This window comes from Peribacillus aracenensis (assembly GCF_025175645.1).
In the GTDB taxonomy this organism is placed as follows: domain Bacteria; phylum Bacillota; class Bacilli; order Bacillales; family DSM-1321; genus Peribacillus; species Peribacillus aracenensis.
In genome coordinates, this window is the sequence record NZ_JANZMJ010000023.1 from 26,471 (window position 1) to 51,290 (window position 24,820).

Below are 24,820 nucleotides of genomic sequence, written 5' to 3' on the forward strand. Positions count from 1 at the left end.
GTATCAGCATTCTAAACTCTCCAATAAGGATAGGATTTCATTATGAATCTCTTCTTATCTTGACCTACCATCATCAAATGTCTGAATTCGATACCCTTTTACACGTCTAAGAAGTGTAGATACATTTATTTATATATAATTAGCTTTTTTTCTGGTTCATCTAACTCTCCAAAATATATGCTTCTCAATCCTTCCATAGTCAAATCAATATATATTCCTTAAATTACATTAGACTACTTAAGAAAGAGGCTTTATCTAATTCATGAGATATTTGTTGCTTTTCTTTTCCTTCTAACTGTTTATAAATTGCTTCATTATATGAAACAGACATTGAAATAACTGCAATCCTCTGGCTGCTTCAATGTTAAAGTATAAATAACTATATATTGCTTAGGATATTTTGCTAATCATATCTATATCCATTGGAAATCAGATACCAATCTAGGAACCTAATACTTCAGTTCTTACGGGAGAAATTGATGCTTTCCTTGCATAAAAAAATGCCCGATTCCATAATCTTAGGATCGGACATTTTATAAAGCCATAGTTAAAGTGAAACTGTGCTGCTCTTTTGACATCTCATACAGCGTAGACATCTTTTTCGTTCCCTTGGTTTTAAGTGAAATACTAGTAGCACGAACACAAAAACTTAATGGAATTTACCAGTTAATCTAAAACCAATTTCTGCAACTAGGGTTGATAGTAAAAATGTTCCTGTATATACAACTAGAGATATAACAACTATACGCCATCCCAATTTCTTAAATTCTTTCAAATCTTTTCCGAAAGAAAGGCCAGCATAAGCCAAAATAGGTGTTGCCAAGGCCATAAAATTAACTTGTTCTGTTATTTTAATGATTGATGCGTTTCCTGGAAAAATCGGGGTTGTAACCAATAAGGCTAACATAGAAACCCAAACAACAATTGGTAGTTTAATAGGGGAGATTTTTGCGAAAAAGAACCCTAATATCGTTACAGCAACAATGATCATCATACCTGGTAATGCGTCAATTGGTGAAACATTGTATCCAATCCAATTTCCCATAATAGCTATTATGCCGATAATTATAAAAGTCAATATTTTATCTTTCATATAAAATCTCCCCTTTATGCCCTATGCTTCAATATTTTTGATTTGATCTTTTTTTGACTTTCGCCCTAAAATAGGCTCAAATTTTTTGTATAAATAGTTTGTAAAAGGAAGAGAAAAGAATACACATATATACGTTCCTAAAATTGTTGTAATTAAGTTAGCAGCACCAGCAAAAACTGCGATATCCTTTGCGGATTCCGGGAATATAACAGCTAATGCCCCTGACATGGCAGCCATCATACTACCTGAACCTACACCCGCACCCATGGCTAGTGAAATTGGATGAAACCAACCAGTTTGAGCCAAAAAACTTGCTAACACTGACAGATATAAAGCCCCAAACAAAGTACCGCAAACATATACGCCCAGCGCTCCCCGTCCTTCTGGTGAATCCGAGCCATATTTCTCAGCGATAATGGCTAAGTTAGGTTCTCTATCGATTGAAAAAGTAGCACCGACTGCTTCTCTTTTCATTCCAAGTAATAAAGCAATCGGTAACCCTAATAGGATAGTACCTGCGAAATGTCCCACTTCTTGTAATCCTAAAGAAATCCCAGCATCAAATATCTTCGGCAATGAAGGCCCCATTAACATTCCCAATTTGGCTACAAAAAGCATGAATGAAATCCCTAAAATATTGGCCGCTACATTCATTTCCTTCATTTTTAAAATTTTGAAAGAAGGTAAACTAATAATGGCTCCGATAATTAATGCATACAACATTGGAAATAATGCAATGGCTCCAATCCCAATGTTAAACGTTTTGACGCCAATAAATTCTGTAACACAGACTAATATCAAAACAAATAAATGAATTTTCCAATTACGCAGAGAATTTTCTTGCACTATATTACACTCCTTTTCTACAAATTATGCTGATTCTATAAGGAAAACCAACACTGTTTTTACTTATCATTTTTTAATTTATTGAATTTTTTCAGTTGTATTCATAGCTAGTCCTACGATAAGGGAAATCCCTTGGATCATCGCTTTTTCATCTGGTAAAAATACGTCACTATGCAGCTTCATCGGATCCTCAGGGTTTTCTCCTACTCCCAAGAAGACAAATGTACCAGGGACTTTTTCTAAATAGAAGGCAAAATCTTCACTTGCCATACTTGGTTTAGACAGCCACTGCACTGAGTTTTCTCCAAATAAATCAGTAGCAATGGCAGCAACATGTTCATTAAATTTTGGATCATTCATTGTAACAGGATACCCCACTGTAAAGTTATAGTTTATTTCAACTTCTAATTTAAGTGCGGAAGCCACTCCTTCGATAATTCGTTGAATGCTTGCAGCCACTTCCTTACGAGTGTTCGCATTAAGTGTTCGTACAGTTCCTTTAAAACTAGCTTTTTCAGGAATAATATTATAGCCATCCCCTGCTTCAATTGTTCCGATTGTAATAACAACGGAATCTACTGGATCTGTTTCTCTGCTAACAATTGTTTGTAGAGCTGTTACAACATGAGCAGCACCCACAATAGCATCCACTCCTTGATGCGGTGCTGCCCCGTGACCTTGTTTACCTTTTAATACAACATCAAAAGAGTCCATACTTGCCATTATCGCACCATTTCTAAAACCATAAGTTCCAGTAGCTAATTCAGGCCAAACATGAAAAGCAAAAGCATGGTCGACGGGAGGGTTGCTCAATACACCTTCTTCAACCATCATTATTCCCCCGCCCTTCATCTCTTCAGCAGGCTGAAAAATGAATTTTATTGTACCCGCGATATGATGCTTATTTTGAGATAAAATATTAGCGGCAGAAAGTAACATCGCGGTATGCATATCATGTCCGCAAGCATGCATAACCCCAGGATTTTTAGATTTGTAGCTTACATCCGTTTTCTCCTGTATAGGTAAAGCATCAATATCAGCTCGCAAAGCAAGCACAGGTCCCTCTTTATCTCCACGAAGAATACCCACAACCCCTGTCTTAGCCACTCCGGTTGTCACTTCAATTCCAAGATCTTTTAAATAATTTGCAATAATTTCAGCCGTTTTATGCTCTTCAAATCCAAGTTCAGGATTTTCATGGATCATTCTTCTTAATCTCACAGCTTCTTCATATATTCCAGATGTTTGCTTTACTATTTCAGTTGACTTTATTGCATTTGACATTTTTTTGATCATCATCATTCATCCCCTAAAGAAAAATAAACACAAAATATTCTAGCTATAATATCAATATTTTAGTTTTAAAAACTTTCATTATAATAAAAAAATGATTTTTTTGAAAAAACCTTATAATTTGATAATTCTTAATAGATATTGTTATACTACCATTTCAAATTTTGACTGTAAATATTGAAAATACAAAAAATTCATTATTCTCTTTAAGAGAATGTTAAAAAAGGAGAACAATCATCACGTTTTGAAGCATACCTCCACTAAATTGAAAATGATAGCTTTTTAATAGATTCGCGGGATTTGATAGGTTGACATTTTTGCATCGTATCGATGGCAAGCTCCTTTGCTTGTTTTTTATTCAATGAGGTATGAGACCTAACCGTTTCAACAAAGTGATTGCCAATCGTATAAAAGTTAAACACTTTATTTAATTAAGCAGCCTTGAGGCATGTACCCCGAAGTCTACCGGGCTCATAATTTCTTCAGTTACCCAATCCCCCATTTGCGAAAAAAATGGTATATTATAGTTTATGACATCAATGGTTTAAGACAAGGAGTGATGAAGTATCCGCAAGAGATGGATCATTACAGGAATTGTTGGATTATTGCTTATTTGTTTAAGTGTAATTGCCTTCAATTATTTCGAGATCGATAAAACGGAAAAAGGAAAAAATGCGGAAGCCAAGGAGTCCAAAATTCCTGAGGTGCAGGAATATGGCGGGATCCTTCTAGAACAAGTCGGCGATAAGGTCCGCCAAAAAAATTGGGGAACCTTCACATTGCTTGAAACGAAGTCCATTAATGAGTCATTTGAATTGGCACCCATGGTCATCACAATCAAGGATATCCGCAGGATTCAATTGTCTTCACTCTCAGATGAAGCAAAGAAGGAGCTCAAGTCCTATACGGGTTTGAGTTTTGAAGAGGCCTATTCGATATATTATAAAGAGGATTTATCCATGGAGGAAATCGATCAAAAAGCTGCGCTGTCTAAAACGGATATTGATGAAGAGGTTTCCTATCTAGAGATAACATATTCCGTGGAAAATAAAGATTCGAAGGAACTTCAGTTCTTCAGCATGGAAAATGTGACTTTCAATGATGATCTTACATATGATGTGCCTTCTAAAACTTTCATCCATTCCGGGGATACTTTTATGGGGACAAAAAAAGTAAGCCGATCAGATTACCAACCAGGAGAAATAAGAAATGGCACAATTGGCCTTTTGGTTGCTCCCGAGGAAAACTTCGAACGGCTCGATTCATTTACATTCACTACCGATGATATAGCCGATGGTGAATCTCATGAAATATTGGTGGAGGGGACTTCATTTGATATTCCCCTAAAAGGAAAGTAGTTTTATAGTTTATAAAGATAAGATGGAAAACCCTAAATAAGGGGAACCTCAAAAAAAGGTTTCACTTATTTAGGGTTTCATATGAGCTACTTAACGATAATTGATATGCTTATCTCTCCCTGACAGTAGGGCTCTGCGTCACTTCCTCCATTAAAATTCTGCGTAATATTTTCCCTACAGCTGATTTTGGCAGTTGTTCCCTGAACTCAAAACTTCGCGGCACTTTGTATCTGGCCAATCGTTGCACGCAAAACTCCCTGATTTCCTGCTCCGGAACTGACTTTCCTTTCTTTAAGACAATGGCCGCCTTTACCGTTTCCCCACGGTATGAATCCGGAACCCCATATACACATGTCTCTTTTACGGCTGGATGCTGATAAATAATATCTTCAACTTCGATTGGATAAACATTATAACCGCTTGCAATGATCATATCTTTCTTCCTGCCTACGATATAAAAATATCCGTCTTCATCCATCGTCGCGATATCCCCAGTGTAAAGCCATCCATCCCGCAAAGCCGTTGCCGTTTCCTCTGGATTTTTCCAATATCCCTTCATTACTTGCGGACCTTTAATGATCAGTTCGCCTCTATCACCTGCCGGCAATTCAACAATGCCTGTTTTCAGGTCGACGATTTTAGCGTCGGTATTTGGGTATGGAATACCGATACTTCCTGGCTTTTTCTGCCCTATGACTGGATTTCGGTGGGTTGTGGGTGAAGTTTCCGACATTCCAAACCCTTCCAATATCGTGACCCGTAAATTTTTTTCGAACTGATGAATGATTTCTATCGGGAGCGGGGCTGAACCACAGCTGCAGTACTTAAAGCAGCTTAAATCGTCCGCCGTTAATTCCGGGTGATTCAGTAAAGCAATATACATGGTCGGTACGCCTGGAAAAATGGTTGGCCGATGTGTTCGAATCAAATCCACCACCTTGTTTATTTCAAATTTCTCTAATGTGATAAAAGTCGATCCGGCATATATGGCACTATTCAATCGGCCATTACCAAACACATGGAATAATGGGGTCAATCCAAGCATCCGTTCCCCAGGCCTTTGGAGTTGAAGGGCATTTGCCGTAAAGGCAAAATCTTGATAAACATTCGAGATCAAATTAAAATGCGTGAGCATGACCCCTTTTGATTTCCCTGTAGTCCCCCCTGTATATTGAAGTACAGCCACAGCTTCCTTCGGATCGAGATCCAGAGCAGGAAGTTCCTGATCTTTCCTTGATAAATCCGTTCCAGTTTCCATTAATTGTTCAGCAGAAATGAACGTTAACCTATCAGAAAAACTTGTTAGCAATAATTTTCCCCGTTGTTCCTCACGCCCAATGAACCAATTGGCTTCGGAATCCCGTAATATATAATCCAATTCACTCGCCTGATACAGTGGGTTCACTTGAACGACCACACCTCCCAAACGATGAATGGCATAATAGGCAATGATATATTCTAGACAATTTGGCAGCATGATAGCTATTCGATCGTCTTTTTGAAATCCACGGTTGCATAAATTAACAGCAAAACGATCTGAGGCATCCTTTAATTCCATAAATGTCATTTCCCGATCCTCATCTATTACGGCTTTGCAAGTTGGATAAAGTCGGGCTGAACGTTCAAGTAGTCCATATAATGACAATACAGGAATGTCAATTTCAGCAGGAGTTTCTTTCGGATAAAATCCATGCCAATTTCTAGTCAATTTTTTTCACACCTCATTCTTTTCAATTAAAATGGAGCATAGTCATTTGTCTGCCAACTTGATCATCCTTGCCTCATTTATCACGAATGATTTTAAAAATCCCTGTGCCCTTTGCAATTGTGTTGCCCTCAGTATCTTTTATTTCTCCTTCAGTAAAGGCAATTTTGTATCCTTTTTGAAGGACTTTTGCTTCCGCAAATAGTTCCCCGCTCGATATGCTGGCTAAATAATGTACAGTTAAGCTTGTCGTAACGACTTTGGATTTGGTAACGGAACGAGTCACCATTCCTAGAATGGTATCCAGCATGGTAGCATGAATGCCCCCGTGCAGTGTTCCATTAACATTAAGCAAATGTTCTTCTATGTTCAACTTTATCGTAACATTCCCCTCTTCAAACCGAATGATTTCAAAACCTATATGTGCAAAGAACGCACTACTTTCGAATTGATTACGAATATCTTCCACTTCAACAGGCAATCTTCCTCCCCCTCACTTTGGCGCGATTCAACTTATATACGGAAAGAAGCAGAAACGCATAGGGTTTCCACTCCTGAATCGTTGGCCTATACGGCTTCAATCATGATAGCCATTCCCTGTCCGCCGCCAACACAAAGTGTAGCAACACCATATCTTTCTTTCCTGCGAATCAGTTCATATATTAGCGTTGTCACGATCCGGGCGCCCGTCGATCCGACTGGGTGTCCAAGAGCGATCGCTCCCCCATTTACATTAACTTTGTTTTCATCTAGCGATAAATCCCTGATTACTGCCAATGCCTGTGAAGCGAACGCTTCATTTAATTCGAAAAGCCCGATTTCCTCTACCTTTTTCCCTGTGCGTTCCATAAGTTTTCCGACGGCTGGTACTGGACCAATTCCCATCACTTCAGGCGAAACTCCCGCGGTCGCCCAATCGACAATCTTTGCGAGTGGTTGTATTTGTAACCGTTTCGCTTCACTCGCTTTCATTAATACCAATGCAGCAGCCCCATCATTACGGCCACAAGCATTCCCTGCCGTGACGGTTCCGTTTTCCCTGAATGCCGGTTTTAAACTTGCAAGTTTTTCCATTGTGGTTTCCGGACGTGGATATTCATCCGTTTCAATGGTAACCGTATTCTTCCTGTCAGAGACCTGAACAGGAACAATCTCATCCTTGAACTTTCCTTCTTCTATCGCTTGCGCCGCTCTTCGTTGACTTTCCACTGAAAAGGCATCTTGTTCTTCCCTGGAAATGCTGTATCGTTCTGCGACATTTTCTGCAGTGATTCCCATCCCTAAATTTTTCCCATAAATTTCTTGTGGCTGCTGTCCAGCTTCAGTATTGGAATCCACTAGCTTGGTCCTATCTCCCCCAAAACGGGCACTTCTTAAATAAAGCGGTGCGCGGCTCATGCTTTCCGTACCGCCGGCAACGACTATATTTGCTTGACCTGAGCTTATCTGCTGTGCTGCTGAGGTGATGGCCTGCATTCCAGATGCACATAACCGGTTTACCGAAAAAGCCGGTGCAGAATCGGGAATCCCTGAGCGCAGCGCTGCCACTCTCGCGACATTCGAGGATTCGGTCGTTTGCCTAACCTCCCCGAAAATGACTTCATCCACTTGTTCTGCTACAATATTCGCACGCTTAATCGCTTCTTTAATGGCTATGCTCGCCAAATGACCGGAACTAATCTCTTTAAATGCTCCACCGTACCTTCCAATCGGTGTTCGAACAGCACTAACGATTACGATATCTTCTCCCATTTTGTTCCTCCCCCTTGAAATTCAAGATTCATAGGCAAAAGACTGCCTGCCCGAATAAACAGTAAGAAATTAACACTCTTCCAAGACATTCCTTGCTATGATTAAACGTTGGATTTCATTCGTTCCTTCATAGATTTTCGTTATGCGGGCATCCCGATAAAAGCGTTCAACTGGATATTCAGCCATATATCCCATTCCGCCATGAATTTGAACCGCTTTATCCGCGACCCGATTAAAAACGTCTGAAGCGAACAGCTTTGCCATTGATGCTTCCTTGATCACTTTTTTTCCTTCATCAATCTTTTGTGCCGCCATCATCGTCAATGCTCTTGCGGCTTCCGTTTCGGTTGCCATATCAGCAAGCATCCATTGAATCGCTTGGTTGTCCGCAATTGGTTTGCCGAATTGAATGCGCTCTTTTGCATATTTGGCTGATAATTCAATCAATTTACCACTTGATCCCACTGATCTTGCAGCCAAACCTACACGTCCTTCACCTAAAATTTTCAGGGCAGAGATATATCCCATTCCAACTTCGCCAATAACATTTTCTTCAGGTATGATACAATCCTCGAAAATGACCAGTGAGGTATATGATCCCCTTAACCCCATTTTTTTGTCCTTTTTGCCGACAATTAAACCGGGAAAATCTCTTTCTACTAAAAATGCTGTAATCCCTCCCTTTGCTCCTTTATCTTTATCCGTTAAAGCAAATACGGTATAAACATCAGCTATCGGTCCATTCGTGATGAAATGTTTCGTCCCATTCATCACCCAGTAATCACCCTTCTTTTCTGCAGTTGTTGCCAAATTGGTTGCATCTGATCCCGCTCCTGGTTCAGATAAAGCAAAGGCGCCAATTTTTGTGCCTGCTGCCATTTCAGGCAAATATTTTTTTTTCAAATGTTCGGATGCAAGCTTTACCAGACCTGTACTGCCTATCCCGGTATGGGCACTTATTAATGAAACGAATCCATTATGGGTCCTTCCTAACTGCTCTAATACGGTAGCCTTTCCAACAGCATTCAAGCCAATTCCACCGTATTGTTCTGGAATGCTTATCCCGAATAAGCCAAGGTCTTTTGCTTTTTCCACCAAATGCTCCGGGATGGCATCTTCTTCTTCAATTTGAATGGCGTAGGGCTCGACTTCCCTTTCAACAAAATTACGGATCATTTCCTTCATTTGCTGCATTTCCTTGGTTAAAGTGATTGTCATCGGTTTATTCCTCCTTAGTTCTGTTCATAAGTAGCCATTTTTAAGTTTTCTTCATAGGGCATATAAGGTTGTTATCATCTAATCATTTCATGGAATTCATTGTATTCCGGTAAATTGGAGTCCTCATTCTTACAAAATCAGGCTTCACGTTCAATTATCGTGGCAATTCCCTGCCCGCCTCCAATGCAAGCTGTAATAAGAGCAAACCTTCCAGCAGAACGCTTCAACTCATAAACCGCTTTCGTAATGAGGATGGCACCCGTCGCACCTAGTGGATGTCCATGTGCAATGGCTCCCCCGTTCACATTCACTCTTGCGGGATTCATATCAAGCTCCCTATTACAAGCAATGACTTGAGCAGCGAAGGCTTCATTAATTTCAATGATGTCCATTTCATTTAAAGAAAGACCTGATTTCTTCATTACCTTTCTTATAGCGGGAACAGGTCCTATCCCCATATAATTTGGATCTACCCCTGCAACGGCCTGTGCCCTTATCGTCGCTAAAGGCTTAATCCCCAATTCCACCGCTTTTTCCCTCGACATTATGACTAGGGCCGATGCGGCATCATTCAATCCCGAACTATTGCCTGCAGTCACGGAACCTCCTTCTAAAAAAGCAGGTGATAATTGGGCTAGCCCTTCTTTCGTTATTTGCGGACGTGGATGTTCATCCAATTTAAATTCAATATCGTCGCCTTTTCTGACAGGAATGTGAATAGGCGCAATTTGCTCATTGAAACGGCCCTCTTCCACGGCTTTGGCCATCTTTTTTTGGCTTTGTAGTGCGAATTCATCTTGTTCTTCCCTGCTGACCTCATATTTTTCAGCTAAGTTTTCAGCCGTGATTCCCATCGGGGGATCGCCAATCACTTCTGGGGACAACCGGGATTTTCTGAACTGCGGCGGCTTTGCACTATATGCTTTTTCCGGACGATCCATCAAGTATGGCGCCCTGCTCATGCTCTCGACCCCACCGGCGATATAGACAGCACCTTCGCCTGCACGGATCGCTTGTGCAGCCAAGTTGACAGCATTTATTCCCGAGCCGCATTGACGGTCGACAGTCAGTCCCGGAAGATGAAGCGAGAGGCCTGTTTCCAGCGCCGTTAACCTGGCAATGTTTCCACCCCCGCTTAACACATTCCCCATGATTACATCATTTATCATATGAGGTTCGACATTCGCTCGTTTTATGGCTTCTTTCATCACTTCTGCTCCAAATGCGTGGGCGGGCACCGATGCAAGTGCACCTCCCTGTTTACCAATGGCTGTTCGAACTGCAGAAACTATGACGGCATCTCTATTCATTTTCCCATCCGCTCCTTTTCCTTTTTTCACACCCATTTGAAGGCATTCCTTCATTTCACTAGTTTCATTGAATGTAAGCAGGTTCGACCTTGCTTATGAGGACTTAAGGTCAAAGTTATCCGAACTTTTATATTTATGTTTCCCTTTTAATTTGGCTGGTTTAACGAATATCGCAAACAGGATGCCAAAAGCCAGGACAAGGATGGCCATGAACAATATCGATAAGTTATATCCCAATAATTCATTGCCTCCTGCAAAACTTATGATATAGCCAGTTAATAGAGGTGCAATAATGCCTGCTATATTTCCTGATGATGTTAAGATGCTTGTCATCAATCCCCCACGCTCTTGCATTTCATTGATCATGATCGTTGGTCCAATCGGTAAAATTGCATATGTTAGGCCCTTTGCTAAACACATGGCGACTATTACCCAGATTGGATTTTGAAATACCATGATGGAGGAAAAGAACAATGCACCAAGAATCATGGCGCCCGCGACGACAAATACCCTCGATGACCGCCAATTCTGATTCTTCTTGAATAAATGATCAGACACCATCGAAACACCCATATAAATACATACGGAAACGACTCCGATTATCGCAACGCTGGTTCCCATTTGACCTGGAGTCATTTTTACGGCTTCCACTAAATAAATCGGGAGCCAAACAGAAAACCAAACAACTAAAATATACGTGGAAAAATATGCGAGTGTAGTAAACAAAGCAGTAGGTGATGCGAGTAGCAACAAAAAGTCTTTCAATTTAATTTTTTCTAGTTTCGCTTTCTTTTTCTTTTGTACGTTTTCATATACTTCAACTGGATTTTCCTTTGTTAAAAATTGAAAGAGGAAGAACCAAACAAGGCTTGCTCCACCAAGGGCGGCAAAGGCAGCTTTCCAGCCGAATATCGTAATTAAAGAAACGAGGATCGGTGCCACGATCATCGCACCAACGGTTCCTCCGCCAACCACTACCGAATTGGCAAAGCCTTTCAATTTCGGCGGAAACCACTTATCGGCATGAGAGTAAGCGATTGGGCTATAAGGCCCTTCGAATGCGCCCAGTAAAATCCTGTATAGAATCAATAATGGAAGAGCGGTAATGGCTAAAACGCCGAATTGCAAAACAGTCCATGTCAGCATGATGAATCCAAGCACTTTTTTAGCCCCCAGCCGATCAGCCCATGCTGCCCCAAAAATCCCTGTTACTGGGTAGAGCCAATAATAACTGCTTCCAACAAGGCCCCACTCCGCATAGGTAAGATTGAATTCCTTCATGATGGGAACAGCTGCGAGACCCACGATCGATTTATCTGCAAAATTGATGACGGCTCCAAAGAATAATAGAATGAGAACAACCCAACGCATATAATTCCCTCCTCTGCTTCATTTTTGTTCACATACTGATCTACCATCCAACTTAAGCTTCATAAATGAAACCACATCCCCCTCTTTCAATCCTTTTCCAATTCTTCTTTAACTAACAATCTTTTTAATAGTTTACCCACTGTATTCCGCGGAAGTTCTTTTCTCAATTCAAATACTTTTGGTACTTTATAAGGAGTCAATTGGGAATAACAATATCCTTCTATTTCTTCAAGATCCACGGAAGCGCTTTCTTTAGGTACGATGAATGCTTTCACAATTTCTCCTTTTTCTTTATGGGGGATGCCTACCACAGCTGCCTCTTTTATTGCCGGATGTTCATATAGAACACCTTCTACCTCCTGCGGATAAATATTGAATCCGCCGACGATGATCATTTCTTTTTTCCTGCCGACTATATAGAAATATCCTTCATCATCCATCACCGCAAGATCGCCAGTATATAGCCAGTCATTCTGTAAGGCCTTTTTGGTTTCGGCTTCGTTATTCCAATAACCCTTCATGATTTGCGGGCCTTTTATAAGCAACTCGCCGACGCAGGTGTTAGGCACTTCATTGTTTTCATCGTCAATGATCATACAGTCCGTGCCTGGAAATGGGATGCCAATGCTTCCTATTTTCCTTTTTCCGAATGGCGGATTGCGATGAGTGGAAGGAGAAGCTTCCGACAAGCCGAAACCCTCTCCGATTTTGGCACCGGTCAGCTCCTCAAATCGCTTGATTACTTCAACCGGCAGTGGTGCCGATCCACAAGAACAACTTTTTAAACAATTCAGGCCATAGTTTTCAATTCCAGGATGATTGACGAAAGCATTATACATCTTTGGAACTCCTGGAAAGAAAGTCGGACGGTACTTTTTTATTTTTGCAAGTACATCTTGAAGTTCGAATTTAGGAAATAAGAGGATGGCAGCCCCAATATAGATACCTAGATTCATCGCACTTGTCATGGCATAAACATGGTAAAGAGGCGTAGCTGCCAAAACGATTTCTTCACCAGGTTTCAGGGAATCCCCATACATTTCAAAACTCTGCACGACATTGGAGGTTAAATTATGGTGGGTAAGCATGACACCCTTCATCTTCCCAGTCGTGCCGCCAGTATATTGGATGACTGCAGTATCTTCATACGGGCTTATCATTTCGGGCTTCTTAATGGCATCTCCGGTTTGAATCATCGTTTGAAGGGAACAGGAGCCATTTTGATCATTTTCCGTATCGATGCAAACATCAAATTCATATATCTCTTTCGTTTCTTCGATTGTATTTGCGGCCGTTTGGTCAAATACAATATTCTTGGTATCCGAGTCTATTAAAATTTGCAAAAGTTCCCGCGGTTTATACAGAGGATTAATCTGTACAACTATCAGACCCAGTGCCTGTGCGGCGTAATAACTGATTATGAAATTAGGGTGGTTGGCCATCATCAGACCAATGCGTTTCCCTTTAACAAAGCCCATTTCTCTCCATTTCCCCGCAAGTTTGTCTACCTGCATTTTTAGATTCTTATAATCCATTGAATGGTCTTCATAAATGATCGCTGTATGGTGCGGAAACTTCCTTGCTGTTATATCAAGCAGTGAATAGACCGATATTTCCGGCAGCTCCATAGATTTCATTCTTTCAACATACCATTGCTCCCATGGTTTATTTATTGTTTTTCGCACCAGTTATCCCTCCGCACATAAATGAATTTCATATCGTGCATGTTAGATTTATACTTATTATTATTATTATGATTATGCAACTTGCATGCCAAGTCCCAGTTTTGTGTAAAATCGCTTTGTAGTTAAACCCGTCAATTCATAAATGAATTTTATTCAGTTATAATGCCTTTCTAGAGAGGATTCATCGAAAAACCAATAATTCATTTTTGAATTTTTTTTAAAAACTCTAATTGGTTTTCTAGCGATTTTGAAACTAGTTTTTTACCATATTATTGATTATACCTACTCACAAATCGTCATTTTGTTAAATTTGAATAGCCCATCCAGCAACGGATGGGCAAGTGTAATATTTATTGAAACTTGGCTAACGAGTCCATTAAATAAAAGGCTGTTTTCGCATACTTTGTTGCTATTTACCAAGTAAAGCGGTGTGGTTGATTTCCCCTCCAGATGCTCGCTTTCCGCGGGGCGGGCGGTGAGCCTCCTCGGCGTAAACGCCTGTGGGGTCTCACTTGTCCCGCTGCTCCCGCAGGAGTCTCGCACTTGCGCTCCAATCAACGTTAAATCGTTTCGTTTTAAAAACAACAATCTTTACGAAAAGAGCCAAATAAAAAAATCTATAGCTCAACTTCCATTCCTGGATTTTTAGCTTTTGCGCATTCATGGACTGATTGGGCCACCGCTGTATCCAAGAATCATCCATATCTGGTCCAATCGTTCAGACCATCCAGTAAAGATCATATATACAATCAGTCACTTTTTAGTCTCGTTAATAAAGTATACAAACATTCGAAAAATTCATGATCGATTTTCAATTCCCAGGGATTTTTTGATGAGCCGCATTAACAAAAATCAGGATGCCGTTTCCCCAGATCCTGTGGTGATACGGCAGCCCTCGAGCCAAAACTACGCGTTCATTTTGTTTAAAAAGTCCGTCATGGCTATGGAAGGAGATAAGATTCTATCGGTTTTCACATCGTATAGCCCAAAGGGATTCAAACGCAGCCCATGACGAAAGTCGCAAGTTAAGAATAATAAAGTATACAAAATGTCGTGAAAAGGAAAGCCTCTCGCATGGAGCACCTTTAATAATTTATCATTAAATTCAACTGCCATATCAAATGAAGGATCTGAAGTCATCATTCCCGTAAGCTGTAGTGGAATTTCAAGAATTATTTCATTGCCTTCGACTATTACGATTCCTCCTCCCAGTTCATGAACTCTTGAAGCAGCTTTTGCCATCGCCTCTGGATTTCTTCCGATGGTGAGCAAGTCTGTCGTTGTATTAAATGTCGAGGCCATCCCATCTAAATTCAACGCAAAGTTTTCTAAAATACCTTTTGTAACCCACTCCCCCTTTCTATCGATAAGAGCTGGATACATAAGTCCCTCTTTGGCCGATAGATCGACTTAAACATTCTTGGCTGGGAGGACCAAATTCTTCAGTTCGGTTATTACATTACTAACAAAATGAATAACAGGGACTGAATCATTTGAAGAGGTGTGTGGATATAGATACAAATCATGATTTTCCAGAATTCCTCTTGAAAAGGAAAATGTGTTTTCAGGTAAATACTTTTCCCAATCCAAATCTGGCATTTGGATCGTCAATTCTTCATTTTCTGCAACAATTCTCCCGTTTGAGATCACTAGGTCTGGACGAAACTGCACCAAATCAGGCAACAATAATATATCGCTTTTTTACCCGGGGCCAAAATCGTCGATTATAAAGAACTTTGATTACTTTTTTAAAGACCTTGGTTGCCATTACATTTTTTGAACCACTTTTTCAATCACCATTCTTCATGCTCCAACATATAATACCTCAAAGGAAAACCGGGGGTATCAACATGCAAGACAATCAACATGGATCGCAAATGAATGAGGTTGACAAGTTTGATGAATGGGTAAAAAGTTTTTTTCTGGATCCGGAAACTTGTGCGTTGGATCATCAACTTTTTTCAATTGATATATACGAAAGTGACGATGAATATATGGTGGAAGCGGTTTTGGAAAATCATGATGTGAAAGATATAAAAGTTTGCCTATGTGATAATGAGCTATCGATCATCGTTGACGATACTGATAAGCCAATTCTTGAAAAAAAAGAAGATACACTGCCCACACAGAGAAAGATTCCTTTCCCCTTTTCGATTTGCTCTCGAAGAATTACCGCTGAATTCTCGAATCCGATCTTGGTGATTCGCATCCATAAGTTTTCCCCCGGAAAAACGGCTGAAGATATTAACATTGAGTAGTTCATTCACAAAAATAAAAAGAATGGCCTAGGGAACCACTTCTCCCTTAGCCATTCTTTTTTCTTGATTATCCAGCAAAATAAAAGGACGTTCGACTTCCATTTTGTGTGGATATGACTTGCAGCTGTGCATCGATTCTTTCTTTCAATTCCGGCACATGGGAAATTATTCCGACCAGTCTACCCGTGCTTTGTATATCCATTAACGCTTCAATCGCATGATCAAGAGATTCAGGGTCGAGCGTACCGAAACCTTCATCGATGAACATCGTTTCAAGTGAAATACCGCCTGCATTCTGCTGGACAACATCCGCAAGACCCAAAGCAAGTGCAAGGGATGCCTTGAAGCTCTCGCCTCCCGAAAGGGTTTTGACATGTCTCTCATGTCCTGTATATTGGTCATACACAGATAACTCCAGACCGCTCTGGATGTTCCTGCGTGTAGGATCAAGCTTTCGCAACAGCTGATATCTGCCGCTTGTCATTTTCAGCAGCCTTGAATTGGCTTCTTTTAAGATATCATCTAAAAAGGCTGCCAGAACATATCGTTCAAAAGTTATTTTGAAGGAGTTTTGACCTTTGGAAATCTCAGACAGATGACCGACGATACTGTACCTTTCATCTAAACTTTTCTGATCTTCCCTGATTTGCGCCAATTTCTTTTTGATTTCTTCGTTAGTCCGAATTTCAGCCTGCATTTCATTCTGTTTTTGCCGTAACGACTCCAATTCTCCATCTATGAAATCGAAAGTCTTTTTCAATCCTTCAAGATCTGGTTTGGCCACATCTTTTAATTTCATTTCCAAATCATGAAACAGACTTAAAACACTTTGCCAATTTTGATTATACTGTTGTACTTGCTCCTCCAAATTTCCAAGAGCCGCTTCCGATTTTTTTGCTGCCGTATATTCTTTATAATTGGAAAAGCCTTGATTGGCCATATCCGTAATTAACTTTTCCCGCTCCTCTTTCAATTCTGTATTTAAGGCCTCTATATTTCCACTTAGGGATTCTTTTTTTGCAATGATGGCCGATTCTCTTTCCTTCACCAGTTGGAGGTTTTTTTGTGCATCTTCCAAGGCCGATTGTAAGCGTTTCTGCGTATTTACAGCCATTTGATAAGCTTCATTATATCCTTCCTCAGTCCGTATTCCGTCTGGCAGGGAATCGGTTAATCCTGTTAGTTTTGTAGAGTTTTCAATATACCTCGTTTTCCCTTGGTCCTCTTTTCTCTCTAAAGAGATCATATTATCCTTAAGCTGGGATGCTTTCTCTTTTAAATCCTGCAACCTTTTTTCCAAATCATTGAAAAGAGACTTTTTCCGCATCAATTCTTTTAGCTGCTCTTGCAGCACTTTTCCTTTTTGTCCAAACTGTAGCAAATGCGCATCAATATTTTCACACCTAAACTTTGGCATATCATTTTGTAGGTCACTAAGCTTCTCTTGTGAAGACTCCATTAGTGCATCATATTTGTATTTCGCTTGATAATATTCACTTTCCGCTTTGCTTTTTTGTTGCTCTGCAGTTTTTAGCTTGTTTTCTTGCTCTTTCAGTTCCAAATCCGTCGGCATATGCTCATGCAATTGCGCTGGTTTTGGATGACTTAGCGAACCGCACACAGGACAATTTTCTCCAGAGTGCAGCATGGAAGCAAGCATACCCGCTTGACCAGATCTCCAGTTTCGGTTCAAGGTTTCCAGTTTTTCCTTCTCCTGAATTTGTATTCTTTGTAACTCTTGGAACCGATTATCCTTATCATCCAGAACTCGTTTCGTATTCTGGATTTCATTAAGAACTTCTTGAAGCTTTTTAATCTTCGATAACGATTGATTATTTCTTTCTGCTTCAATTTCCTGATCACGATAAAGAACAGCCGCTTTTTCCGCTTCTGTTTTTTCTTGAGCGACTTTCTCTGCTTCCGCTTCAACGGCCAGATGCTCCGAAACAGTTTTTTCACGTAGTCGTTTACTAGTTTGCCACTCTTTTTCATCTAAAGTAACCTGTGCTTTTAAGCTTGCAAAAGTCATGACAGCCTCTTTTACCTGCTCAAGCTGATGAACAGTCCGTACTGCCTGCTCTCTTTGATTATCCTTCAACTTTTCCTTATCATAGGAATCCTGCTTCTCAATGCGCTCAATCCGTAACTTCTCGGACTGCTCACTTAATTTTTGAAGTTCGGCATTCGCCTCTTGTACTTGTTTGCCAATTCGCAAATAGTATTGTTCCTGCTTTTCAAGCGAAGCCGCTTTGTGTGCCATTTTTATTTGGACTTTCACTAATTCCATTTCTGGCAGCTTTGCTTCAAGGGCTTCCTTTTCATTTCGCAGTTTTTCTTTTTCCGAAAATCGGTTTAATAAATCGACAGCTTTTGAAAGTTCTTGATTTACTTGATCACGAGCTTTCTGCTTTTCTTGTATTTGTTTTTTTATATTCTCACTTTTTTCTGCCGCTTGCAAAATGACTTCCTGTAACAGCGGTAAGACCTGTTGTTCATTAGGCTCTTCCCCTTGTATTTGTGCCTGTAATTCTACATTATTGCCAGGCTGGATGCCTTTCATTAATTCAATTCGCCGCTGTGCACTTTTTTCACTTTCCTTTTTTAGGATGGAAGCCTCTTCTTTTAATTTTTCTTCTATTCGTTTATAAAGTTCAGTATGAAATAATTTCTGGAGAATCTGTTCTTTATCCTTGCTGTCGGATGTTAACAGTTTTCGAAATTCATTCTGAGGAATCATCAGGATTTGCCGGAATTGATTAGCGTCAAGTCCAATGAGTACTTTGATTTTTTCTTCAACTTCCCGTACATTTGCTCCCAGCAATTTTTTTCCTTCTGCCAATATCTCATATAGTTCAGCCTTTGCTCCAACCGTTGTTGTTCCTTCACCTGATTTTTTCTTGCGTTCCTGCTGCGGGGACCGGGTCACCAAATACGTTTTTCCACGCAGGGTAAATTGTAACGAGACTTCCGTCAATATATCATCTTCGGCAAACTGACTTCGTAAATCTTGCCCGCTTCGATCTTCACCACTGGCTTTTCCATATATCGCAAAACTAATACCATCAAATATCGTTGTTTTCCCTGCGCCTGTCTTTCCAGAAATGACAAACATCGTTCGTTCTCCAAGGGAATTAAAGTCAATAGTTTCCCTTCCTGCATATGGCCCGAATGCCTGCATCGTTAAAATATCGGGTCTCATTTCAAAGCCTCCTCTTTCTTAACTGCCTCAATTACCGAAACCATCAAATCCTGCTTTTGAGAATCAAAGTCCCGATCGGTCATTTCTTGGTAAAACGTTTCAAACAGGTCCAATTCTGATTTCCGTTCATCTTTTACAGAGGAGAAAGATTTTTTTCTTCTAAGATCGGTCAAATCCCATTTACGCTCTAAATGTAGTACGTTCGGATAAATCTGGCGCAAGCGGTTAATAGGATCGATGAGTGCCCCCTCATCATTTAGTGTTATTTTCAAATAGTCATCCCTTTTTTGCGATTGATAGAAAACGGGATCGAGTAACTCTTCCATAACTCCGGATATTTCCCTCATATCGAACTTGGGTGCCAAAGATCGATAGCGTATATCAAAGCTTCCATCTTCTTGCATATCGACGATGGAAAGCGACTTATTTTGCTTGGCCTCGGAAAAAGAATATTTTAATAGTGATCCAGAGTAAAACACCTTAGGATGACGTATTGCGTCTGGGCTATGTAAATGCCCAAGTGCCGTATAATCGAACGCATCGAATAAGTCGGATGAAACACAGCCGGAGCCACCTACAGACAAGACCCTTTCCGAATCGCTCGTTTTTCCGCCTAATACAAAAGCATGTCCTACAAAGACATTCGGCTCATCTTTATTGAAATTCTCGGCAATCGTTCCGGTTATCCGCTTCATCGCTTCTTGATGAGAATGGATGCTATCATCTTCAAAAAGATGGCGAACCGTCCCAGGTTCTGCATATGGAACACAATAGAAGTTCACGCCCTTGATGCGAACCGGCTCACATTTTTTTGTCAATTTCCCATGAATGTATAACTGGCTATGACGATACCATGATGAACCGAATGAGAGCCTTTCCGCAGAATCATGGTTTCCCGATATCGCAACGATCGGTGTATTCATTTTCACATTAATCGTATAAAGGATTTCATCAAGAAGCTCCACCGCTTCAGTCGGAGGAACGGAACGATCATATAGATCACCGGCAATCACGACCGCATCCGGTTTTTCCTCTTCGACAATTTCTATGAATTGCAAGAGTGCATGCCTTTGATCATCAGTCATATGTACACCGTGAACGATTTTTCCTAAATGCCAATCAGCCGTATGGATAAATTTCATAGTTTCACTCCGTCCTAATTTTTACTTACTATTATTATATCAAAAATTTAACGAATAGCATGGTTTGGGTACAAACGTTCTAATTTTTACCACACAGCAACGTTTTTTTGAAAGATTCAGAATAAAAAAAGCAAACTCCATAAGAGTCTGCTTTTTTCATCATTAGCTGAATAAGTGTTCATATGGACCCATATTCACCTTTCTTTCAGCCAATTTTTTTTGTAAAAATTTATGGTCACGTTTTGGTGTGGCAATGATATAGCCGCGTATCACTAAATCTTCCGTAATATCGCCCGCTTTTTCCTTTAACGCCAACTCTCCGATTTTCCCCGCGATTTTATGCCGTGCAACATCACGAAAAAGTTCTGGCACAGGACTCACTAAATCTTCCAGTAATTCCTTTTGCTGCTTTGACCATAAGTGCTTTGTTTGTTCCAAATAATATTCTTCCCAATCCATATCGGATTTTCCATCTTCTTTCGGAAATCTTTTCAGGAACTTCCGAAACATGAAAAAGCCACCTATGCTCATCAATATAATTAATAGGGCTACCCAAAATAGAATAAACCATAAAAACCATCCACTAAGCAAAGTACCACCTCATATGTATAGAATGATCGTCACTATTATTATAGACAGTAACCCATATCTTTACAAGACTGGCAATACAATCATTCCTGACCGTTCACTTCCAGCAAGACAAGTGAAAATTCCCCCACCGCATTTTCTTCATATAGATTCGTGACCGTAGTTGCATAGTTAAAGATTTCTGCTCGAAACTCCTCGTTTGACTGTGGAATCTTTAAATCAAATACCATTTGATAAAGCAGTGTTGTAATATCATGATATTCACTATGTGTAACCTTGAAATTGAAACTGACTTTTCTGATTTCCTTTCCTTCAGAATCCTTTACAGTTTCAGAAAGAAAGTCAGTGACATGCAGTGGAACATCGTTTAAAATGACCTTGTCTACCATTATCAACATCTCCTTAATAAATTGGTTAAAGTCATGTTATCACTTGAAACTTTCTGCTTCCAATTATTTAACCTCGAAAAGATAAAAAAACGTGCACAGGAAACCCGAACACGTTTTCTTCAAACCAGTTTATTTTCCCTTTTTCACGATTATACGCCATTTAGCGTCATCGATTTGCTCAAACTCCGTGATTTCATGGCCTTCGGTAGCAGCCCAACGCGGAATGCTCTCCGTTGCTTGTGTGCAATCGAAATTAATGATCAATTCCTCTCCTATTGCCATGTCCACTATCGCTTCTTTTGCTTCCACTAAAGGGAATGGACATACCATTCCAGTCGTTTCCAATACCTTTGCCATTTATATTCCACTCCTCAACTTATTTTTTTAAATTCGTACCTTAAGCCGCTTTGGATGCAGCAGCTGTCTGCTTTTGCTTTCGGATAATCGTGAAATATGTTGCTACCCATGTACCCAGCAGGAAAAAGACAATCGCGATCCACCCCTGCCAAGCAAATAGCGCCGAGTTCACCAGACCATTACCGATTGTACATCCCCCGGCAACACTTGCACCGAACCCCATGATCACACCGCCAATTGCATTGTTACGTAACGTTTTCATATCAGGCAAACGCCAACGGAATTCCCCGCTTCCTTTGGCAGCAATGAAAGCACCAAGGAAAATACCCAATACTAAAAACGTACCCCAATCGATTAACGCATCGTCTCCTGTTATAAGGAATGTTAGAATGTTCGCGGAAGGCGCTGTAATTCCTAGTCCGAACATCCTGCCTGTCATTGCGCTTAGCGGCCATGCCATGATTGCAATAAGGCCGACCAATAATGCCGTAACAAAGGGATGCCACCGTTTCTCGAATAAGATGTGGGCCAATCCCGTTTTTTTCGGTTTCATTTTAAAGATTGGAAGTTTCGGTTTTCTCATTTCACGAATCACCAATAGGCCAACCAAAAGTGTCACAATAATAACAAGCACCCATGGCGAAACATTTAATGTTTCATGAATATACGTATCACTAGTACGATAAGATAACAGATTATCTCCAGCAACTTTCCATACACCGTATTTCGTCATAGCTGCCCCTAGCATATATCCAAAAAGAGCAACCCAACTTCCGATCATACCCTCTCCGGCACGATACCATGTTCCAGTGGCGCAACCTCCTGCCAGAACCATACCAATGCCAAAAATAAAGCCACCCACGATTGTTCCCAACCATGGAAAACCATCATTTCCAAACTGAATGACCCCTGTATCATTCAATGCATAAACACCAATACTTTGTATTGCTATTACAATAAATGTAGCTAAGAACATCCGTCCATCTTTAGCTAAAATCAAATCACGATATGCACCAACAACACAGAAACGGCCTCTTTGAAGCACAAATCCCAGCAGTAAACCACAAATAATCCCGAAGATAATCATTTGTAACATGAACCGTTTCCTCCTTAAGTAAAATATTATAATACCAATATAATATAATCCGGATAAAATTACTAGGTTTTCAGGGGTTTTTTTTTTACCTTCATGAAAAGTTTCCAGGCAAATGAAAAACCTGAGTCATTTAACGACTCAGGTTTTTTGAATGTTCCTTTGATTGAATCCTACAGTACATGTATTACACCATGCTACTTCTGCCGAAACTGGCTGCTTTAACTTTCTTATATTGGTAAAGCATGGCAATTCTCCACGGAACGATCATCGCAAAAGCAAGTAAGAAAAACATTCCACTCAATACACCGATTTCAATCGTGCTTCCCAGCATCAGTTTTGCCACAAGTCGAACCACCATGAGACCGATCAATATGAATATGAAGGCTTTAGATCGCAGAATATAAATTTTTTCATCTCTAACTTCAAATTTAGATGTTTTTATCAATAAGATGGAAAATAACATCCCTGCAACAAGAGCCTCCAACAATTCGTATCGAGTCACCCGGAACATCGGGAAAATAAACATCAAAGCACCCGTACTCATAAAAAGCGGCGGTAAAATGATTTTCTTTTCATTAACTGGTTTTTTCGTCTCCTTCATCCGTAACATGAAAACACCTATAGCCATCACAATTGCTATACCTGTTGATATATATATCATCTCTTAACCATCCCTTTTAAACTAAAATAGGTAAGTGCCATTAAAAATTATATATGACTTCAATTTATAAACAAAGTATATATTACCTATTTCAGATAAACAAGGAGAGTGTTATTAATCAAGCACCGTTTTAATGTCATCCAATACCATGCCCTCGTCAGAATGTTGACGTTAAAATCTTGCACCCCAGCTCTCGACAACCATTTTTTGCTGACCCATGGCAGAGCACATTAGCCTGTAATTCCTTCTTAATTTCTTTAACGGCATCCATCCCCGCTCAAGATTGGCATGGGAATATCCATCATTATAAGGTCAGGATTCGATATAATTCAATGGCTTCTCGTCCATTCCCGCCTCACTGACCACTGCATGTCCTGCTTTAGGTAAAATATTTGAAAGTATCATTCTCATAAACTTTGAATCTTCAACGAATAATATTCGGGCGAAAGCCGCTCTTCCTGATCGTTTAGACAGAAAAAAAAATTAAAAAATCACATCATAAAACCTAATTAAAGACAATCCATTTTGAATTTTATTGAAAAAATAACTTATTATGGACTAAAATCCGGTAAAGCCACCGAATAGTCTAGACAGGACTGCGATTATTTTGGTCATCCAATCAAAAAACAAAACCACACCCATTACAATCATTAGATATCCGCCAATCTTCATGATGTATTGGCTGTACTTTTTGATCCATGTCAATTTTCCGACAAAGAAGGATAATATGAAAAACGGGATGGCAAATCCTAAAATATAGGCAGTCATATAGCTCATGGCCGCACTAGGATTAGTTGCACCCAGTGAAATGACAGCACCTAATAGCGGACCTGCACAAGGGGTCCATCCAGCCGCAAAGGCAAGTCCGATAAGAATGGAACCTATATATCCGCTAGGTCGGTTCTTAAATTCAAAACGACTGTCTTTCATCAAAGATTTCGGTTGAAAGATTCCTACAATGAATAAACCAAAAATGATAATCAGGATGGCCCCAATCTGACGAATTAATTCTTTATAATTCGAGAAAAAAGAACCTAGGTATGATGTGCTAAACCCTATTGCAATAAAAACCAGGGAGAACCCCAGGAGGAAGAATAAAGTATGCATCATGCTTCTTCTTTGGAGCATGGCGTTCTCGGATTTGATTTCACCAACACTCATACCAGTGATATAAGATAAAAAGGCCGGATATAGCGGTAAGCAGCATGGCGAAATAAAGCTCAGAAATCCCGCACCGAAAGCTAAAAAAATATTAATATCATCCAAATAAGCTCACTCCTATGTATGGCAACCTATAAACATTGTAACAAATAAGATAAAAAAATACATTTATGGAACTGTGAATATTTCATGACAACCAAATGCTTATAACTGGATGGGGCTCGGGATAAGTTAACTTATTTGAATTCATTAATCCAAGCCGATATAATTGTTATATTCATACATATTTTACAACGAACACATAAATTAAGGGTACCTTGAAAAAATGTTGGGGCCAG

The 24,820-nt window shown here is 40.0% G+C and carries 20 protein-coding genes and 1 pseudogene; 2 read left to right on the forward strand and 19 right to left on the reverse strand.

Annotation, left to right across the window (positions count from 1 at the left end; all coding sequences use genetic code 11):
- Positions 1-649 precede the first annotated feature (649 nt).
- From N0M92_RS19930 to N0M92_RS19940, 3 genes are all read right to left on the reverse strand, one after another.
- A complete protein-coding gene (locus tag N0M92_RS19930; RefSeq protein WP_076368886.1) occupies positions 650-1,093 on the reverse strand; it encodes a hypothetical protein in 444 nt (147 codons plus the stop codon).
- A gap of 21 nt (positions 1,094-1,114) precedes the next feature.
- The gene (locus N0M92_RS19935) at positions 1,115-1,939 is read right to left on the reverse strand and encodes a DUF3100 domain-containing protein (protein WP_192204383.1); all 825 of its coding nucleotides are present in this window, start codon (positions 1,937-1,939) and stop codon (positions 1,115-1,117) included.
- Between the two features lie 78 nt (positions 1,940-2,017).
- On the reverse strand, positions 2,018-3,238 hold the full coding sequence (locus tag N0M92_RS19940; protein ID WP_260287473.1) for a M20 metallopeptidase family protein: 1,221 nt from the start codon (positions 3,236-3,238) through the stop codon (positions 2,018-2,020).
- Positions 3,239-3,837: 599 nt separating this feature from the next.
- Between N0M92_RS19940 and N0M92_RS19950 the strand changes: the two genes are divergently transcribed.
- Complete coding sequence (locus N0M92_RS19950) at positions 3,838-4,590, forward strand: hypothetical protein (protein ID WP_260287474.1); 753 nt, start codon at positions 3,838-3,840, stop codon at positions 4,588-4,590.
- A 109-nt stretch (positions 4,591-4,699) separates the two neighbouring features.
- On the opposite strand, the gene N0M92_RS19955 is transcribed toward N0M92_RS19950, so the two are convergent.
- The 8 genes and pseudogenes from N0M92_RS19955 to N0M92_RS19990 all read right to left on the reverse strand — a co-directional run.
- The gene (locus N0M92_RS19955; RefSeq protein ID WP_260287475.1) at positions 4,700-6,298 is read right to left on the reverse strand and encodes a long-chain-fatty-acid--CoA ligase; all 1,599 of its coding nucleotides are present in this window, start codon (positions 6,296-6,298) and stop codon (positions 4,700-4,702) included.
- Between the two features lie 73 nt (positions 6,299-6,371).
- The gene (locus N0M92_RS19960) at positions 6,372-6,776 is read right to left on the reverse strand and encodes a PaaI family thioesterase (protein ID WP_192204372.1); all 405 of its coding nucleotides are present in this window, start codon (positions 6,774-6,776) and stop codon (positions 6,372-6,374) included.
- 86 nt (positions 6,777-6,862) lie between these two features.
- Positions 6,863-8,047 carry a thiolase family protein gene (locus N0M92_RS19965; RefSeq protein WP_260287476.1) on the reverse strand — a complete coding sequence of 395 codons (1,185 nt, stop codon included), beginning with the start codon at positions 8,045-8,047 and terminating at the stop codon, positions 6,863-6,865.
- Between the two features lie 69 nt (positions 8,048-8,116).
- Positions 8,117-9,265, reverse strand: a complete 1,149-nt coding sequence (locus tag N0M92_RS19970) for an acyl-CoA dehydrogenase family protein (protein WP_260287477.1) — start codon at positions 9,263-9,265, stop codon at positions 8,117-8,119.
- 137 nt (positions 9,266-9,402) lie between these two features.
- Entirely contained in the window at positions 9,403-10,575 is a 1,173-nt protein-coding gene (locus N0M92_RS19975; RefSeq protein ID WP_260287521.1) for a thiolase family protein, read from the reverse strand.
- Between the two features lie 93 nt (positions 10,576-10,668).
- Entirely contained in the window at positions 10,669-11,946 is a 1,278-nt protein-coding gene (locus N0M92_RS19980; RefSeq protein WP_260287479.1) for an MFS transporter, read from the reverse strand.
- A gap of 86 nt (positions 11,947-12,032) precedes the next feature.
- Positions 12,033-13,631, reverse strand: coding sequence for a long-chain-fatty-acid--CoA ligase (locus tag N0M92_RS19985; RefSeq protein WP_260287480.1), 1,599 nt, complete (start codon positions 13,629-13,631; stop codon positions 12,033-12,035).
- A gap of 906 nt (positions 13,632-14,537) precedes the next feature.
- A pseudogene (locus N0M92_RS19990) lies at positions 14,538-15,017 on the reverse strand (adenine deaminase C-terminal domain-containing protein); the annotation flags it as partial.
- A 464-nt stretch (positions 15,018-15,481) separates the two neighbouring features.
- Here N0M92_RS19990 and N0M92_RS19995 point away from each other — a divergent pair.
- The gene (locus N0M92_RS19995; protein WP_260287482.1) at positions 15,482-15,889 is read left to right on the forward strand and encodes an Hsp20/alpha crystallin family protein; all 408 of its coding nucleotides are present in this window, start codon (positions 15,482-15,484) and stop codon (positions 15,887-15,889) included.
- 67 nt (positions 15,890-15,956) lie between these two features.
- Here the strand turns inward: N0M92_RS19995 and N0M92_RS20000 are convergent, their stop codons facing one another.
- The 8 genes from N0M92_RS20000 to N0M92_RS20035 form a co-directional block, all read right to left on the reverse strand.
- On the reverse strand, positions 15,957-19,088 hold the full coding sequence (locus tag N0M92_RS20000; protein WP_260287483.1) for an SbcC/MukB-like Walker B domain-containing protein: 3,132 nt from the start codon (positions 19,086-19,088) through the stop codon (positions 15,957-15,959).
- Positions 19,085-20,230, reverse strand: coding sequence for an exonuclease SbcCD subunit D (locus N0M92_RS20005; protein WP_192204359.1), 1,146 nt, complete (start codon positions 20,228-20,230; stop codon positions 19,085-19,087). The genes N0M92_RS20000 and N0M92_RS20005 overlap by 4 nt, the downstream gene beginning before the upstream one ends.
- A gap of 162 nt (positions 20,231-20,392) precedes the next feature.
- On the reverse strand, positions 20,393-20,821 hold the full coding sequence (locus N0M92_RS20010; RefSeq protein WP_137018029.1) for a DUF2621 domain-containing protein: 429 nt from the start codon (positions 20,819-20,821) through the stop codon (positions 20,393-20,395).
- 80 nt (positions 20,822-20,901) lie between these two features.
- Entirely contained in the window at positions 20,902-21,207 is a 306-nt protein-coding gene (locus tag N0M92_RS20015) for a YkvR family protein (RefSeq protein WP_260287484.1), read from the reverse strand.
- Positions 21,208-21,336: 129 nt separating this feature from the next.
- A complete protein-coding gene (locus N0M92_RS20020) occupies positions 21,337-21,564 on the reverse strand; it encodes a sulfurtransferase TusA family protein (RefSeq protein ID WP_260287485.1) in 228 nt (75 codons plus the stop codon).
- A gap of 40 nt (positions 21,565-21,604) precedes the next feature.
- A complete protein-coding gene (locus N0M92_RS20025; protein WP_260287486.1) occupies positions 21,605-22,660 on the reverse strand; it encodes a YeeE/YedE family protein in 1,056 nt (351 codons plus the stop codon).
- Positions 22,661-22,844: 184 nt separating this feature from the next.
- Positions 22,845-23,321: a CcdC family protein gene (locus N0M92_RS20030; RefSeq protein ID WP_192204355.1), complete on the reverse strand. Its 477-nt coding sequence runs from the start codon at positions 23,319-23,321 to the stop codon at positions 22,845-22,847.
- 558 nt (positions 23,322-23,879) lie between these two features.
- A complete protein-coding gene (locus tag N0M92_RS20035) occupies positions 23,880-24,587 on the reverse strand; it encodes a cytochrome c biogenesis CcdA family protein (protein WP_260287487.1) in 708 nt (235 codons plus the stop codon).
- Positions 24,588-24,820 lie beyond the last annotated feature (233 nt).

What these genes read in the sequence shown, in the direction of transcription:
- N0M92_RS19930 (WP_076368886.1), bottom strand. Translation starts at nt 1,093, where the DNA reads ATGAAAGATAAAATATTGACTTTTATAATTATCGGCATAATAGCTATT.
- N0M92_RS19940 (WP_260287473.1), bottom strand. Translation starts at nt 3,238, where the DNA reads ATGATGATCAAAAAAATGTCAAATGCAATAAAGTCAACTGAAATAGTA.
- N0M92_RS19965 (WP_260287476.1), bottom strand. Translation starts at nt 8,047, where the DNA reads ATGGGAGAAGATATCGTAATCGTTAGTGCTGTTCGAACACCGATTGGA.
- N0M92_RS19970 (WP_260287477.1), bottom strand. Translation starts at nt 9,265, where the DNA reads ATGACAATCACTTTAACCAAGGAAATGCAGCAAATGAAGGAAATGATC.
- N0M92_RS19975 (WP_260287521.1), bottom strand. Translation starts at nt 10,575, where the DNA reads ATGAATAGAGATGCCGTCATAGTTTCTGCAGTTCGAACAGCCATTGGT.
- N0M92_RS19980 (WP_260287479.1), bottom strand. Translation starts at nt 11,946, where the DNA reads ATGCGTTGGGTTGTTCTCATTCTATTATTCTTTGGAGCCGTCATCAAT.
- N0M92_RS19995 (WP_260287482.1), top strand. Translation starts at nt 15,482, where the DNA reads ATGCAAGACAATCAACATGGATCGCAAATGAATGAGGTTGACAAGTTT.
- N0M92_RS20000 (WP_260287483.1), bottom strand. Translation starts at nt 19,088, where the DNA reads ATGAGACCCGATATTTTAACGATGCAGGCATTCGGGCCATATGCAGGA.
- N0M92_RS20005 (WP_192204359.1), bottom strand. Translation starts at nt 20,230, where the DNA reads ATGAAATTTATCCATACGGCTGATTGGCATTTAGGAAAAATCGTTCAC.
- N0M92_RS20015 (WP_260287484.1), bottom strand. Translation starts at nt 21,207, where the DNA reads ATGGTAGACAAGGTCATTTTAAACGATGTTCCACTGCATGTCACTGAC.
- N0M92_RS20020 (WP_260287485.1), bottom strand. Translation starts at nt 21,564, where the DNA reads ATGGCAAAGGTATTGGAAACGACTGGAATGGTATGTCCATTCCCTTTA.
- N0M92_RS20025 (WP_260287486.1), bottom strand. Translation starts at nt 22,660, where the DNA reads ATGTTACAAATGATTATCTTCGGGATTATTTGTGGTTTACTGCTGGGA.
- N0M92_RS20030 (WP_192204355.1), bottom strand. Translation starts at nt 23,321, where the DNA reads ATGATATATATATCAACAGGTATAGCAATTGTGATGGCTATAGGTGTT.